This window comes from Mesorhizobium sp. WSM3873, assembly GCF_001672445.1.
Classification (GTDB): Bacteria; Pseudomonadota; Alphaproteobacteria; order Rhizobiales; family Rhizobiaceae; genus Mesorhizobium.
The window spans coordinates 245,025-259,667 of sequence record NZ_LYTM01000054.1; the positions used below are offsets into that span (position 1 = coordinate 245,025).

Sequence of the window (14,643 nt, forward strand, 5' to 3'; positions counted from 1 at the left end):
CTCAGGCCCCCTTCCCCTTGACCGCCTGCATGCCGACCGATTTGGGGCTGACCGATGCGAACAGCGCCTGAATATAGGGCCTGAACATATGCTCCAGCGCGCCGGCGAAGAGGATGACCAACCCTTGAATGATGACGATCATGTCGCGGCTGATCGCCGGCATCTCGAAGGCAAGCTCGGCTCCGCCCTGGTAGAGCATGCCGAACAGGATCGCCGCCAGCACGATGCCGACCGGATGCAGCCTGCCCATCAGCGCGACCGCGATGCCGACATAGCCGGCGCCCGAGACGAAATCGATCGCCACATTGTGCTGGTCGCCCATCACTGGGTTGAGCGCCATCATGCCGGCCAGCGCGCCCGAGATCATCATCGCGGTGAGGATGATGCGGGTTTCTGAAATGCCGGCATAGCGCGCCGCTTTCGGACTATGGCCGTAGGTGCGCATCTCGTAGCCGAGCTTGGTGCGCCAGATCAGCAGCCAAACCAGGAATGCCACCGCCAGCGCCAGCAGGAAGCAGATGTTGAGCGGCGCCGAGCGGATCTTGGCGCCGAACAATTCGATCATCCAGTTGAGCTTCGGCAATTCCGCGCCGGCCAGGAAATTGCGTGTCTGCGGCGCCTGCGATCCGACCGGCTTCAGCGGACCGACCAGCAGATAGACCATTACCGAGGCGGCGATGAAGTTGAACATGATGGTGGTGATGACGATGTGCGAGCCGCGCTTGGCCTGCAGGTAGGCCGGGATGAAACCCCAGAGCGCGCCGAACGCCGCCGCGGCGACGATCGCCATCGGAAAGATCACCCACCAGGGCAGGACGCTGTCGAAGCTCAGGCAGACGAGCGCGATGCCGAGGCCGCCGATATAGGCCTGGCCTTCGGTGCCGATGTTGAACAGGCTGCAATGCGCCGCCACCGCCACCGACAGCCCGGTGAAGATGAAGGTCGTGGCATAGAACAGGGTGAAGGCGATGCCTGTGCCCTTGCCGAAAGCGCCTTCGACCAGGATGACGGCGGCGCGGAACGGATTTTCGCCGACAAGCATGACGACGAAGCCCGCGACAATGAAGGCAACCGACAGGTTGATCAACGGAATCAACCCATAATCGGCCCAGGCCGGCAGCTTGGCGTAAGGCGTGCTCATTCGGCGGCCTCCTGGTGCTCGACACCGGCCATCAAGAGGCCAAGCTCGCCTTCCGTCGCTTCCGGTCCGCGTTCGCCGACGATGCGGCCGGCGAACATTACCAGGATGCGGTCGGACAGCGAGCGGATCTCGTCGAGCTCGACCGACACGACCAGCACCGCCTTGCCCTGATCGCGCATGGCGATCAGCCGCTTGTGGATGAATTCGATGGCGCCGACGTCGACGCCGCGCGTCGGCTGCCCGACGATCAGCACGCCGGGATCCTGCTCCATCTCCCTGGCCAGCACAATCTTCTGCTGGTTGCCGCCGGAGAAGTTTGCGGTCTTCAGCCGCGGATTGCCGGGCCGGATGTCGTATTTTTCGATCTTGTCCTTCGCGTCGGCCATGATGGCATCGACGTTGAGGAACGGTCCCTTGAGGTAGCGCTCGTCGTCGTGATAGCCGAGGATCGAGTTCTCGTTCTCCTCAAAGGCGAGCACCAGCCCGACATGGTGGCGGTCTTCCGGCACATGGGCGAGACCGCGGTCGCGCAATTCGCCGGGATCGGCCTTGCCGGTCAGGTCGATTGGCTTGCCGTCGAGCATGACCTCGCCCGAGACGGCGTGCCGGATGCCGGAGATCGCCTCGAGCAGCTCCGACTGGCCGTTGCCGGCCACGCCGGCGATGCCGACGATCTCGCCGCCGCGCACGTCGAAGGAGACGTCGTCGACCATGGTGACGCCGCGTGAATCCTTGACCGTCAGGTTCTTGACCGAGAGTTTTGTCGCACCGGCCTCCGACTGGCCTTTCTCCACCCGCAACAGCACGCGCCGGCCGACCATCAGTTCGGCCAACTCGCCGACCGTCGTTTCCCTGGTCACCCTGGTCGCCACCATGGTCCCCTGGCGCATGACCGAGACCGTGTCGGTAACGGCCATGATCTCGCGCAGCTTGTGGGTGATCAGCACCACCGTTTTTCCCTGTTCCTTCAGCTGCTTGAGGATGCGGAACAGATGGTCGGCCTCGGCTGGCGTCAGAACCCCTGTCGGCTCGTCGAGGATCAGGATCTCGGCGCCGCGATAGAGCGCCTTGAGGATCTCGACGCGCTGCTGCAGGCCGACCGGCAATTCCTCGATGATGGCGTCGGGATCGACCTCGAGGCCGTATTCGCGCTCCAGCCGTTCGAGCTCGGAGCGCGCCTTGGCGATGCTGCTCTTCAACAGCGCGTCGGTCTCGGCGCCGAGGATGACGTTCTCCAGCACCGTGAAATTGTCGACCAGCATGAAATGTTGGTGCACCATGCCGATGCCGAGCGCTATCGCGTCGTTTGGGGTGTTGATCGACACCGGCTTGCCCGCCACGCGGATTTCGCCGCTGTCGGCCTGGTAAAAGCCATAGAGGATCGACATCAGCGTCGATTTGCCTGCGCCGTTCTCCCCGACAATGCCATGGATGGTGCCGCGCGTTACTTCCAGGTTGATGTCGCGGTTGGCGCGCACGGCGCCAAAACTCTTGTTGATGCCTATGAGCTCGATTGCGGCTTGCGCCATGCAGCCTGTCCCACTCGTTATTTTTTATCGCTTGGTCAAAATGCCTAGCATGATGCCCCGCCCGTGCCAATTGGCCGGAACGCCATTCACTCTCGACAAATCCCCCCGCGCTTGTCAATTTCGAAGGTGGCCGGGAGCTTAACATTCACAGAGACCGGGATGGATGACGATGCCTGACGATCGGCTGACGACGCTGGAAATCCGCGCCGCCGAGCAGGAAAAGACGATCGAGGAACTGTCCGGCCAGATCGCCGAGCAGTGGACGGTGATCGAGCGCATGGAACGCAAGCTCGCCGCCCTTGCCGACAGGTTCCTGGCCCTGGAGGAGCAGGCCGCTCCCGACGTGCCGGTGACCAAGCCGCCGCACTACTGAGCCTGCAGGGGGAGCGAGCGAGTTCGAGGAGAACGGTCATGGCCGGTGAAGGAGACCGCATCGCAAGGGCCGGCGACTATGTCTTCGGCCTGATGGACGAACGGGAGCGCGCTCGCGCCGAGCGCGACCTTGAGATCGATCCCGCCTTTCGCGACGCGGTGCTGCGGCTCGCCGAGCGCATGCGTGCTTTGGAGCCGCAGGGAGCGTCGGGCACGGCTTCGGATGAGCGCTGGCAGCTTGTCCAGCGCCGGCTTGGCGAATTGCCGCAAATGCGGTTTGCCAGGCTGGACAAGCGCGATGCGAAGCCGCAGCCGATCGTGATCAACAAGATCGAGCGCAAGCCTTATGGCGTCGGCCTGCATTCCCTTGGCGGCCGGCTCGGCCTGGCTATCGCGCTCGCCCTGGCGGCCGCCTTCGCGCTGGGCTACCTCGCCGGCACGCTATAGGGCGCACGACATCAAAAGCATCGGCTCGCCCTGCTGCTCGAAAGCTTCCGCTGCGGTCCAGCCAAGCGCTTCGTAGAAGGATCGTGCCTGCCAGGTGTAGAGATAGAGCCGGTTAACGCCGGCCGACGCGGCGTGGCCTTTTATCGCCCTGACCAGCGCCGTGCCAACGCCCTGCCCTCGATACGCCTCGTCAACAACAAGCCCGGCGAGCCACGGCGTCAGATCATGCGCCGGGTCGATCTCGTTGCAGACGAAGAGGCAGCTTCCGATCGGCGAGCCGCCGAGGCGGGCGACGACAGCCGCCTCGAACCCGTCGCCTGCGATCAGCCCGCGAAGTCCCGCAATATCCTCTGCAAGCGTCCGCCCGGTGCCTTCAAAGAAGGCGGCCAGGCGCAGCTTGGCGATCGTCTCCACATCGCGCTCCCTCATGGCTTCGATAATCGGTTGCATGATGCTGGTCCGAAAAACAAACCGCCGGGCAAAAAGCCCGGCGGTCGAAGAAGCCTCGTGCAGTTGCCGATCAATACGGGCAGTTGTTGTCGGTGGTGTAGTCGTGCACCTGGACCTTGCCGGCGATAATGTCGGCCTTGGCCTTCTCGACGGCCGCCTTCATCTCGTCCGTCACCAGCGCCTTGTTGTTGTCGTCCATGGCGTAGTCGACACCGCCTTCCTTGAGGCCGAGATTTTCGACGCCGCCCTTGAAGGTGCCGTTCTTGCCGTCCATGAAAGCATTGTAGACGGCAACATCGACGCGCTTCATCATCGAGGTCAGCACCTTGCCGGGCTGCAGGCCGTTCTGGTTGGAATCGACGCCGATGCCGAGCTTGCCGGCATCCGCGGCCGCCTGCAGCACGCCGACGCCGGTGCCGCCAGCCGCGGCATAGACGACGTCCGCGCCCTGATCGATCTGCGTCTTGGCGATCTCGCCGCCCTTGGCGGGGTCGTTCCAGGCAGCAGGGGTATCGCCGGTCATGTTCTGGATGACCTCGGTGGCCCCGGCAGACTTGGCGCCGCCGACATAGCCGCATTCGAACTTGCGGATCAGCGGGATGTCCATGCCGCCGACGAAGCCGACCTTCTTCGACTTCGACGCCATCGCAGCCAGGATGCCGACGAGGTAGGAGCCTTCGTTCTCCTTGAACACCAGCGAGCGGACATTGGGCAGGTCGACGGCATCGTCGATGATGGCGAAGTTGAGGTCGGTATATTCGGCCGCGACCTTCTTCAGCGCATCTTCCCAGGCAAAGCCGGCCATCACGATCGGGTTGCGGCCGTCCTCGGCGAAGCGGCGCAGCGCCTGCTCGCGCTGCGAAGCGTTGGAGACTTCGAACTCGACATAAGCGACGCCGGTTTCCTTCTTGAATTTCTCGGCGCCGTTATATGCAGCCTCGTTGAAGGATTTGTCGAACTTGCCGCCGAGATCGTAGAGGATGGCCGGCTGGACATCCGCGGCGAAGGCCGGGAGAACCATTGCGGTTGCGGCCAGGAGGCCGAGAACGATACGTTTCATGTGATCCACACCCTGTCGGTTATTTTCCGTTTGCACCGCAAACCCTGCCCGGTCCTCCGGCAGGCATGCGACGTCAGGCAGGAAGTGTATGCCCCTCCCGCTCGCGGCCAATCTGGCACGGCCCGAAACAAAATTCACGTGGAATTTTGACCTGTTGGAAAAAGCGTGAAAGCCGACCGTTTCGGGCGGAGTCCGCGTCAGTTGGTCGGGGCGAATTCGTGGCGCCGCCGGCGGTAGCCGAGGGCGTAGAGCAGGAACGCCAATACCGCGAACACGGCGAATCCCGGCTGGCCGAGCACCCAGGCGATGATCCCGTCCCAGACCAGCGGACTGGCCTTGGCGCGCACATAGGTCTCGAACGCGGCGCGCGTGTCGGGCGATACCGCCAGCCAGCTTGCGTTGAGCGGCGTCATGACCAGCGCCGACGCCGCGACAGAGCGCGTGGTGTCGATCACCGCCATGATGACAGAAATCGACAACGCAACCATGGCCGCCAGCCGAAAGATGAAACGCAGCATCCAACGCACTCCCCGGGAACACTCCCGTCTGCCCCGCCAAACGACATAGAGCGTGCACAACCGCCACGCAATCGCGACACGTGATTTTGAGTTAGGCCCTCCGCGCCGCTTTGCGCCGGTTGACGCGCCAGATGGCGAAAATCCCGCCGCCGACGGCGCCGGTGATCAGGCCGCCCAAGCCGATGAAGACAGCAAAAAACCCGCAGGCGCCCTCGAAGCAGCTCATATGGGTGGCGTCGGCGATTAGCGACCCCGCGAAAAATCCGATGCAGGCGCCGATGGCGCCGCCAAGGATGATGCCGAGCAACGCGGCGACGAGCGAGACCAGGAGCGGCGGGCGTTCGGCCTCGGCATTCGCATACACCGTCTCGGCGCCGGCGCCGCGCCGCAAGAGGTAGATGCAGAGCAGGCCGATGGCGATCTCGGCGACCGTGAAGCCCAGCGCTTCGGCCGAGAAGACGAAATCGGGCACAAGAAGCGTGTAGGCCTGACGCACGACGAGCCAAAGGATGATGGCGACTTGCCAGATCGTATAGTGACGCGGGAAACGCGCCGACCGGTTGAAGGCGAGGCCGAGCAGGTAAAGCCCCCACAGAATGGTCACGACGCCGCCGGTCAGCCCGCCGTAGATCAGGAAGAGCACGCTTTCCGGCAGATTGAAGTCTCCGATCAGCCGCCAGCTCGAGATCAGGCCATAGGCCGATAACCCCATGACGATGATCAGCCACGCCACGGGGATGAAGGAGAGCCCGCTGTCGGGCCGGCTCGCGGGCTGCGGGTTGATCGATGCCATGTCAGGACGATGCCCCTCGCAAAGCCCAAGCAGTTCCGGGAACTGCGTCGTGGTTTTCCGTCCGGAAGTGCACGAAACAAACGCCTGAGACAGTCGACAGGCGGCCAGGGCCGAAGTCAAGCGCGGGAAACCGCGCCGGCCAGCCTTTGCACAGCATTCGGCTGCATGGCAGGCCACCGGAGCAGCTTTCGCGCCATCCACGGCAAAAGCCACGGAATGACTTGGCATTCGCTTTAGGATCGACTAGATGAGCCCCGCGCCTGTTTTGCCTAGACGGCTAGAGGTGCCGGGAAAGGGTTGCCTGCCGGTTGAAGGCACCCCAACTTTAGGCCGAGAGGCCTTCCCGAGGAGATGCATCTCCCCAACCCGCGCGGCGAAACCGGCCGACGCGACATGCAAGACGGAGAGGTGGCCGAGTGGTTGAAGGCGCACGCCTGGAAAGTGTGTTTACGGGAAACCGTAACGCGGGTTCGAATCCCGCTCTCTCCGCCAGTTCATCAACAAAATCAATACTTTAGAGAGAATTTCCGAATTTACCCCGCCAAAAAGCCCATCATGCAGGACGCTATTGATTTAGACAGCATGCGACGGCATGAGACATCCAGCCGGGGTGCATTCCCATCGTAACGGGGACCCCATCGAGATTGGTGAGCGACTAGTCTCGAGCGCCTTCTGCAAGTGCCTGCCAAAGCGATGAGCGCTCGTTGCGACCCCGAGTTTATGGATGCGGCCGACGGCTCGGCCGTTAATTTCACATAATTTCACATTCCAAATAAGACACAAAAGTCGGCCCAGAGATCACGGCCGAAACGCGCTTAGGCACTGGGATGCGCCCGTAATGGAGCCCAGGCCTTCCGTGTCGATTCCAAATCTTTTGCTCTTCGGGGGGTCCGCTCATCCGTCTTGACCAGGACAAACCTACAGCCTATCTCATCGCCACGTTAGCACTCCCCGCTGGCAAGTGCTAACCGGCTCCGGCAACGAACCTTTCAACCTCCGCACCAGGGATATCCAATATGGCAAAGTCGAATTTCCGGCCGCTGCATGACCGCGTGGTCGTTCGTCGGGTCGAATCCGAATCCAAGACGGTGGGCGGGATCATCATCCCGGATACGGCGAAGGAAAAGCCGCAGGAAGGCGAGATCATCGCTGTCGGCTCCGGCGCCCGCGACGAAAGCGGCAAGCTCGTCCCGCTGGACGTCAAGGCCGGCGACCGCATCCTGTTCGGCAAGTGGTCGGGCACTGAAGTCAAGCTCAATGGCGAAGACCTTCTGATCATGAAGGAATCCGACATCATGGGCATCATCGGCTGAATTTCGGCCTCTCCATCAAATGAGTTTTCGGGCTCTTCTCGAGCCCCTGTCAGGAGCTAACCATGGCTGCAAAAGACGTAAAATTCTCCCGCGACGCCCGTGAGCGCATGCTGCGCGGTGTCAACATCCTCGCCGACGCGGTGAAGGTCACCCTCGGTCCCAAGGGCCGCAACGTCGTCATCGACAAGTCGTTCGGCGCCCCGCGCATCACCAAGGACGGCGTCACCGTCGCCAAGGAGATCGAGCTCGAGGACAAGTTCGAGAACATGGGCGCACAGATGGTCCGCGAAGTCGCTTCGAAGACCAACGACATCGCCGGCGACGGCACGACCACCGCGACCGTCCTCGCCCAGGCGATCGTGCAGGAAGGCAACAAGGCGGTTGCCGCCGGCATGAACCCGATGGACCTCAAGCGCGGCATCGACCTCGCCGTCACCGAGGTCGTCGCGACGCTGGTCAAGAACGCCAAGAAGATCAAGACCTCCGAGGAGGTTGCCCAGGTCGGCACCATCGCCGGCAATGGCGACGTTTCGGTCGGCTCGATGATCGCGGAAGCGATGCAGAAGGTCGGCAACGAAGGCGTCATCACCGTCGAGGAAGCCAAGACCGCCGAGACCGAGCTGGAAGTCGTCGAAGGCATGCAGTTCGACCGCGGCTATCTCTCGCCCTACTTCGTCACCAACGCCGACAAGATGGTCGCCGATCTGGAAGACGCCTACATCCTGCTGCACGAGAAGAAGCTCTCCAACCTGCAGGCCATGCTGCCGGTCCTGGAAGCCGTCGTTCAGACCTCGAAGCCGCTGCTCATCATCTCGGAAGACGTCGAAGGCGAGGCCCTGGCCACGCTGGTCGTCAACAAGCTGCGTGGTGGCCTGAAGATCGCCGCCGTCAAGGCTCCGGGCTTCGGTGACCGCCGCAAGGCCATGCTGGAAGACATCGCCATCCTGACCGGTGGCCAGGTCATCTCGGAAGACCTCGGCATCAAGCTCGAGAATGTCGGCCTCAACATGCTCGGCCGCGCCAAGAAGGTGTCGATCTCCAAGGAGAACACCACCATCGTCGACGGCGCCGGCAAGAGGGTAGAGATCGAGGGCCGCGTTGCCCAGATCAAGCAGCAGATCGAGGAGACCACCTCGGACTACGACAAGGAGAAGCTGCAGGAGCGTCTGGCGAAGCTCGCCGGCGGCGTTGCGGTGATCCGCGTCGGCGGCGCGACCGAGGTCGAGGTCAAGGAAAAGAAGGACCGCGTTGACGACGCTCTGAACGCGACCCGCGCGGCCGTGGAAGAAGGCATCGTTCCCGGCGGCGGCGTCGCGCTGCTGCGCGCTTCGCTGGCCATTACTGTCAGCGGCGCCAACTCCGACCAGACCGCCGGCATCGCCATCGTTCGTCGCGCGCTGCAGTCTCCGGCTCGCCAGATCGCTGCCAACGCCGGCGCTGAAGCCTCGATCGTCGCTGGCAAGATCCTCGAGAACAAGGGCGCGACCTTCGGCTTCAACGCCCAGACCGGTGAGTATGGCGACATGATCGCCATGGGCATCGTCGACCCGGTCAAGGTCGTGCGTACCGCTCTCCAGGACGCGGCCTCGGTAGCCGGCCTGCTCGTCACCACCGAGGCCATGATCGCCGAAGCTCCGAAGAAGGAAGCTGCCGGCGGTATGCCGGGCGGCATGCCCGGCGGCGGCATGGGTGGCATGGGCGGCATGGACTTCTAAGGTCCACGCACTTCAACAATCTCAAGGGGGCGGCAGCGATGCCGCCCTTTTCTTTGAAGTCGGATCGGCCGGAAATATTCGGCGCGAACGCCGACCGCAAGACCGTTGTAGCGATGGTCGCGAAAGCAGGACCAGGAGGGCGAGAGCGCGGGCCGGGGCGCGGAGTTCGACGGCCCTCCGCGAAGGCCGTCGGCGAGTAGGACCGCAAATGTCGCGGTTCCCCTCACCCGTTCGGCCGTTCGGTCGTACCAGGGCGTCCCGTAGCGCGAAAGCTACGCGGGCGACCCTTCGTGATCTCGACCGGATCGACGCCGTCCTGGGACAGGAAAGCAGGCGAATTGCTGGCAAAACGGTTCGCCGCAGCCCTGCGTCGAGCGCGGAGCAACTCCAGGCGGAGGCCATTCCGGAATAGCTGCCGCCGATAACGATGATGGAACCATCAGCCACTCAATTCGAATGGTTGTGAGCGGCCCGCTTCGGAGCCCTTCAATTGCCGACCCGGCTCATGCGTTGACGGGCAGTATTCTGAGGGTGTTTGCGCGCATGTTCATGGTGGCCACAATGGAGATCACCTCAGAAGCGGCGCCCATTCGGACGCATTAGAACCTCCGCCAGCTTCCTGCGCAGTTGGCACGAGTCTTGATGCTCTCATTGCACGGCGGCGATCTGCCTTCCGACAGTCGACCTTGACTGATCTTCATGTGTTATAAGGAGAAAACGATGAATACCGATATGTCTGTATATGGCGTGACTGAGCTAACTCGGGAAGAGGCATCCTCAACTTCTGGCGGTTGGCTTCTCTGGGCATTGTTTGGAGCTTTTAGCGTCGCAGTCATAATCGCTGGCATTCTAGAGCTAATAAAGAAAAAGCCATAGGCCTACTACTGGTCACTAGCTGGGCTAGGGAACAATATCTTAGGTATCCAGCTACAATGGAGAGAGCATCCTTTCCAGACGATCAGAACGACCTTTGGTAGGCCGTTGTCGGTTTTGTCGAGTTCGTGACACTGTGCTGTTCGCCCCATGTGCCGCCGCGCTCGCAACTAAGCTGTTGAAACAAAATCGATCAGCGCTGTTTTGCGGCTCCCTGTACAGTTGGCACGACCTTTGATGATCTCGTTGTGCGGCGGCACACGCTGCTACGGTGGATTATTACTTCATCCTGTCACTTAGAGCTCTAGGAAAGGAGAAAAAATGAAGACCAATATGCAAGTCTATGGTGTGACCGAGTTAACGCGCGAAGAAGCATGTGCAACGTCCGGAGGGTGGTTCTGGCTGGCGTCGGCAATATTTGGGGGAGTTGCTGCGGTAGCATTGGGTATAGCAGCCGTGATAACATACGTTAAGCATCATTAAGACGGATCGACAATATTCGCAACTGCATGGGGTTAACCTCGGTCACCTCCAGGCAGATGTCGGCTGGTTTGTCGCATAAGACAGCGTGATGTACGGCGACGCACTCTCAGTTGGGTTGGGAATAAGCTACAGAACGCCTTTTTGGCCTCTATTCTCGTAGTCGGCATGGGTATTGCCGTCTTTCGGCGGGGGGCGGGGAGTGCTACCGAGGGGCAGAATGATCGCCGACATTCATCTGAATCTTTTTGAAAAGGAAAAAAATGAATACCCACCTATCAGTATACGGCTTTAACCGAGTTAACCCGAGAAGCGGCATCGTCAACTTCCGGTGGTCTTTGGTTGATAGCCTCAGTTTCTGCTGTAGGAGATTGGTCTACGCGCCGAAGCCATGTGGATGATTGGCAACATCATCGGTCAATACACTGTAACCAGCGAGATCGGCACCATTATCTCACTTATTCCTGAACTCGCCAACTGCACTGCAGAGAGCATCCTTTCTCGAGGGTCAGAGAGATCCTTGACCATCTACAAGATTATTGTGCTCTCGGTGGCTACTGCCTTGGCGTCGCTGCCTTTCATCACCATAACGGTATCTTTCCAAAGTGCCGGTATCATTCGACCCACCGTCGAGAAGACGCCGCTAGTCGCGCCCGTCTCCGGACGCATCTCCCGCATCCTTGCCGCTGAAAACGATCTGGTTGCTCAGGGGCAAGAGATCCTCGCCCTCGATGATGGGGTGGTTGAGGAAAAGCTCAGGGCGCTTAAGGGCGATATTCGCGCAAAGAGCGATTTTGCCAGTGACCTCGAAACCCTGATCTCCTCCGGCACGCAAGCCAAGGACCCGATCCGCCTCTTGACCGAGTCAGCCACGGCCGAGCGCGCCCATTTCCTCAACCTTGTGCGGGAGAACCAATATGCCCGCGAAAATGCCGCCGCGGAACTTGAGCGTGCTAAGCGACTGCTCTCCGCTGCTGTAGCACCGGCAAAGGCCGTTGAGGAACACGCCTTCGCACTTCAGAATGTCGAGCTCCAGGGCGAGATCCTCGCCCGGCGCAAATTCGCCGAATGGAACCAGCAGCTGTTCGACGTTAACCTGCGCCTCGAGGAACTCACGGCCGCCTTGCATCAGCTTGAGAGCGAACGGGACCTGACTCTCATTCGAGCCCCCGTATCAGGCGCTCTCGAGCAATTCTCGGGCCTCACTTCCAGCAGCTACGTCCAGGCGGGTCAAACCGTCGCTTGGATTTCGCCGGATGGTGAGCTGGTGGCGGAAATCTTCGTTTCCCCCAACGACATCGGCTTTGTGCGCCCCGGCCAGTCGGTGCGCCTCCAAGTGGATGCCTTCAACTACAATCAATGGGGTGTCATTGACGCGACGGTGCTCGACGTGGCGCACGACTTCACCTTGCACGACGGGACCCCGGCCTTCAAGGTCCGCTGCGCGCTCTCTCGCCGCCATCTCGCCCTCAAGCACGGGCTCATCGGTAACCTGAAGAAAGGCATGACCGTGCGGGCCCGCTTCCTCCTGGGCGACAGCACTGTCCTGGAACTCCTGTACAACGAGGTCGACGATTGGCTCAATCCGCTCCTGGCGAGCCACTGATTCTCCATTTTCCACAGTCAGCGAGCCGCTATGTCGAGCAAGATTATCAAGTTCAAGCAGCGCGACATCACGGATTGCGGGGCCGCCAGCCTTGCTTCCGTCGCGGCCTTCTATGGCTACAAGCTGCCATTGTCGCGAATCCGCCAGTATGCCTCGACCGGCCGCTCCGGCACCACTGTGCTGGGCCTTATGGAAGCGGCCCGGAAGCTGGGCTTCGTTGCCAAGGGGGTAAAGGGTGGTTTCGACAGCCTTTACAAAATCCCGAAGCCTGCCATCGCGCACGTAATCGTCAACGAGGTCCTGCATCACTTCGTCGTGGTCCAGGCGGTCAACGCCAGGTGGGTCATCGTCATGGACCCAGCCTATGGTGAAATCCGCAAGCTGGCGCACGAGGAATTCAAAAAGCAATGGACTGGCGCCCTGGTGCTCCTTGTTCCGGCAGACACCTTCAAGCGCCGCGACGAGACCACCTCACCCCTAGGTCGTTTCGTGCGTCTGCTTGCGCCACACAAGGCGGCGATGGCGCAGGCTCTCGCGGGGGCCCTGGTGACGACGATCCTTGGCCTCTCGACGGCCATTTACGTCCAGATGATCGTCGATCATGTGATTACAGCGGGCAACCGCAATCTGCTCAACCTGATGAGCGTCGCCATGCTGCTGATCTTGGTTGTACAGGTCGTAATCAATCTCCTCAGAAACCTGCTCGTCCTGCAAACGGGACAGAAAATCGACGTCCACCTAATCCTTGGCTATTACAATCATATCCTGAGCCTGCCTCAGAAGTTCTTCGACAGCATGCGCATGGGCGAAATCATTTCCCGCATGAACGACGCGGTGAAGATCAGGAACTTTCTGAACGACGTCTCGATCAACATGTTCGTCGACGTGCTAATGATACTGTTCTCGTTAGGGCTGATGTTCATCTACTCGTGGAAGATCGCGTTGGTCGTGGCGGCCTCCATCCCGTTGTATCTCTCCGTCTATTGGACCATCAACCGGCTGCATAGGAATCGACAGCGCGCCATGATGGAGAACGCTGCCGAACTTGAAACGCAACTGGTGGAGTCACTCGGAGCTGTCTCCACGATCAAGATCTCCGGCATGGAAAGCTTCGCGAACTTCAAGGTGGAGACCCGCTTCATCAAGATGCTGCATTCCGTCTACAGCTCCGGCCTGATCTCGATCTTTGGAGACAGTACCTCGACTTTCCTCGCAACTCTATTCACCATCGTGCTGCTGTGGTTCGGAACGACGCTTGCCCTCGATCAAACCGTCACGCCCGGCGAACTACTGTCCTGCTACACCTTGCTGGGCTATGTCACCCGGCCGGTTGCCAGTCTGATCCAGACCAACCGGATCGTTCAGGATGCTTTTATCGCGGCGGATCGCCTGTTCGAGATCTTCGACCTGGAGCCGGAAAGCGGTGGTGGCATCAATGCCGACAAATCCGATATTGGCGACATCCACCTGGAGAAGGTCACGTTCCGCCATGGTAGCCAGCTCGAGCTTTTCCAGGATCTTAGCGTCACCTTCCGTCGGGGGGAAATGACAGCGGTGGTGGGGGAAAGCGGCTCGGGCAAGAGCACACTTGCGGCGCTGCTGCAGAATGTCTACCCGCTTGAGTGTGGACACATCCGGATCGGCCGTTATGCCCTTGAGGACCTGTCGACCGTATCCCTGCGCAAGGTTGTCGCTGCGGTGCCGCAATCGATCGACGTGTTCTCGGGCTCGGTGATCGACAACATCGCGCTCGGCGAGTTCGAGCCGGACATCAAAAAGATCCTCCAAATCTGCGATCAAACAGGGCTGCGGGAGGTGATCGAGCGCTGGCCCGGCGGCTTCCAGGCCTATCTAGGCGAAAACGGCGTACGCCTCTCCGGGGGCGAGAAGCAGCGCCTTTCGTTGGCTCGGGCTCTGTACCGGGATCCGGAAATCCTGATCCTCGACGAAGCGACTTCCTCGCTCGACTCCGTCGCCGAGGCGTTTGTCCTGCGAGTGGTCGAGGACCTGCGTCGGGGCGGCAAGACTATCGTCGTCATCTCTCATCGACTGAGCACGATCCGCGGGGCCGACAAAATAGTGGTCTTGGACAAGGGGCGGATCGTCGCGGAGGGAAAGCATGCTGATCTGGTGACAAGTGAAGGCGCCTACGCCCGCTTGTGGCGAGCGCAAACCGGATCCAGCTAATAGCTTCAGGTGAGGGGCATCGCAGAATTTTGGGGCCGGGAGGCATAGAACAGCAGCGGCGAATGTACATCGCCGTCGTTTAATTTCAACCTCGTGAGTGTGCCGCGGTCCAATCCGTCGACGAGTTAGACAGCTATAGGCATCGTATTGCGGATGTCC

The 14,643-nt window shown here is 61.0% G+C and carries 12 protein-coding genes and 1 tRNA gene; 7 read left to right on the forward strand and 6 right to left on the reverse strand.

The features are described from left to right. Position 1 precedes the first annotated feature (1 nt). Together A9K71_RS25720 and A9K71_RS25725 are read right to left on the reverse strand one after the other, a co-directional pair. Positions 2-1,141: an ABC transporter permease gene (locus A9K71_RS25720; protein ID WP_067002637.1), complete on the reverse strand. Its 1,140-nt coding sequence runs from the start codon at positions 1,139-1,141 to the stop codon at positions 2-4. Continuing rightward, positions 1,138-2,670: an ABC transporter ATP-binding protein gene (locus A9K71_RS25725; RefSeq protein WP_067002639.1), complete on the reverse strand. Its 1,533-nt coding sequence runs from the start codon at positions 2,668-2,670 to the stop codon at positions 1,138-1,140. The genes A9K71_RS25720 and A9K71_RS25725 overlap by 4 nt, the downstream gene beginning before the upstream one ends. Before the next feature lie 163 nt (positions 2,671-2,833). Here A9K71_RS25725 and A9K71_RS25730 point away from each other — a divergent pair, with 163 nt between their 5' ends. Next, positions 2,834-3,043 carry a SlyX family protein gene (locus tag A9K71_RS25730; RefSeq protein ID WP_067002641.1) on the forward strand — a complete coding sequence of 70 codons (210 nt, stop codon included), beginning with the start codon at positions 2,834-2,836 and terminating at the stop codon, positions 3,041-3,043. Positions 3,044-3,081: 38 nt separating this feature from the next. Further along, entirely contained in the window at positions 3,082-3,489 is a 408-nt protein-coding gene (locus A9K71_RS25735; protein WP_067002643.1) for a hypothetical protein, read from the forward strand. Here the strand turns inward: A9K71_RS25735 and A9K71_RS25740 are convergent. The 4 genes from A9K71_RS25740 to A9K71_RS25755 form a co-directional block, all read right to left on the reverse strand. Continuing rightward, positions 3,484-3,939, reverse strand: a complete 456-nt coding sequence (locus A9K71_RS25740; protein WP_067002646.1) for a GNAT family N-acetyltransferase — start codon at positions 3,937-3,939, stop codon at positions 3,484-3,486. The two genes, A9K71_RS25735 and A9K71_RS25740, sit on opposite strands and share 6 nt — an antisense overlap. A gap of 70 nt (positions 3,940-4,009) precedes the next feature. Continuing rightward, the gene (locus A9K71_RS25745) at positions 4,010-4,999 is read right to left on the reverse strand and encodes a BMP family ABC transporter substrate-binding protein (RefSeq protein WP_067002774.1); all 990 of its coding nucleotides are present in this window, start codon (positions 4,997-4,999) and stop codon (positions 4,010-4,012) included. Between the two features lie 197 nt (positions 5,000-5,196). Then, positions 5,197-5,517, reverse strand: a complete 321-nt coding sequence (locus tag A9K71_RS25750; protein ID WP_067002648.1) for a hypothetical protein — start codon at positions 5,515-5,517, stop codon at positions 5,197-5,199. A gap of 91 nt (positions 5,518-5,608) precedes the next feature. After that, positions 5,609-6,310, reverse strand: a complete 702-nt coding sequence (locus A9K71_RS25755; protein ID WP_067002650.1) for a hypothetical protein — start codon at positions 6,308-6,310, stop codon at positions 5,609-5,611. 402 nt (positions 6,311-6,712) lie between these two features. Between A9K71_RS25755 and A9K71_RS25760 the strand changes: the two genes are divergently transcribed. The 5 genes from A9K71_RS25760 (at position 6,713) to A9K71_RS25780 (ending at position 14,484) form a co-directional block, all read left to right on the forward strand. Beyond that, positions 6,713-6,802: transfer RNA gene (locus A9K71_RS25760), tRNA-Ser, on the forward strand. A gap of 524 nt (positions 6,803-7,326) precedes the next feature. Beyond that, positions 7,327-7,623 (forward strand): co-chaperone GroES, encoded by a 297-nt coding sequence (groES, locus tag A9K71_RS25765; protein ID WP_067002652.1) that lies wholly within the window; start codon positions 7,327-7,329, stop codon positions 7,621-7,623. 62 nt (positions 7,624-7,685) lie between these two features. Further along, positions 7,686-9,338: a chaperonin GroEL gene (gene groL / locus A9K71_RS25770; protein WP_067002654.1), complete on the forward strand. Its 1,653-nt coding sequence runs from the start codon at positions 7,686-7,688 to the stop codon at positions 9,336-9,338. Positions 9,339-11,211: 1,873 nt separating this feature from the next. Beyond that, positions 11,212-12,297, forward strand: coding sequence for an HlyD family efflux transporter periplasmic adaptor subunit (locus A9K71_RS25775; protein ID WP_067002776.1), 1,086 nt, complete (start codon positions 11,212-11,214; stop codon positions 12,295-12,297). A gap of 30 nt (positions 12,298-12,327) precedes the next feature. Further along, a complete protein-coding gene (locus A9K71_RS25780; protein ID WP_067002656.1) occupies positions 12,328-14,484 on the forward strand; it encodes a peptidase domain-containing ABC transporter in 2,157 nt (718 codons plus the stop codon). Positions 14,485-14,643 lie beyond the last annotated feature (159 nt).

Coding starts and splice junctions, on each gene's coding strand:
- A9K71_RS25720 (WP_067002637.1), bottom strand. CDS start 1,141: ATGAGCACGCCTTACGCCAAGCTGCCGGCCTGGGCCGATTATGGGTTG.
- A9K71_RS25725 (WP_067002639.1), bottom strand. CDS start 2,670: ATGGCGCAAGCCGCAATCGAGCTCATAGGCATCAACAAGAGTTTTGGC.
- A9K71_RS25730 (WP_067002641.1), top strand. CDS start 2,834: ATGACGATGCCTGACGATCGGCTGACGACGCTGGAAATCCGCGCCGCC.
- A9K71_RS25735 (WP_067002643.1), top strand. CDS start 3,082: ATGGCCGGTGAAGGAGACCGCATCGCAAGGGCCGGCGACTATGTCTTC.
- A9K71_RS25740 (WP_067002646.1), bottom strand. CDS start 3,939: ATGCAACCGATTATCGAAGCCATGAGGGAGCGCGATGTGGAGACGATC.
- A9K71_RS25745 (WP_067002774.1), bottom strand. CDS start 4,999: ATGAAACGTATCGTTCTCGGCCTCCTGGCCGCAACCGCAATGGTTCTC.
- A9K71_RS25750 (WP_067002648.1), bottom strand. CDS start 5,517: ATGCTGCGTTTCATCTTTCGGCTGGCGGCCATGGTTGCGTTGTCGATT.
- A9K71_RS25755 (WP_067002650.1), bottom strand. CDS start 6,310: ATGGCATCGATCAACCCGCAGCCCGCGAGCCGGCCCGACAGCGGGCTC.
- groES (WP_067002652.1), top strand. CDS start 7,327: ATGGCAAAGTCGAATTTCCGGCCGCTGCATGACCGCGTGGTCGTTCGT.
- groL (WP_067002654.1), top strand. CDS start 7,686: ATGGCTGCAAAAGACGTAAAATTCTCCCGCGACGCCCGTGAGCGCATG.
- A9K71_RS25780 (WP_067002656.1), top strand. CDS start 12,328: ATGTCGAGCAAGATTATCAAGTTCAAGCAGCGCGACATCACGGATTGC.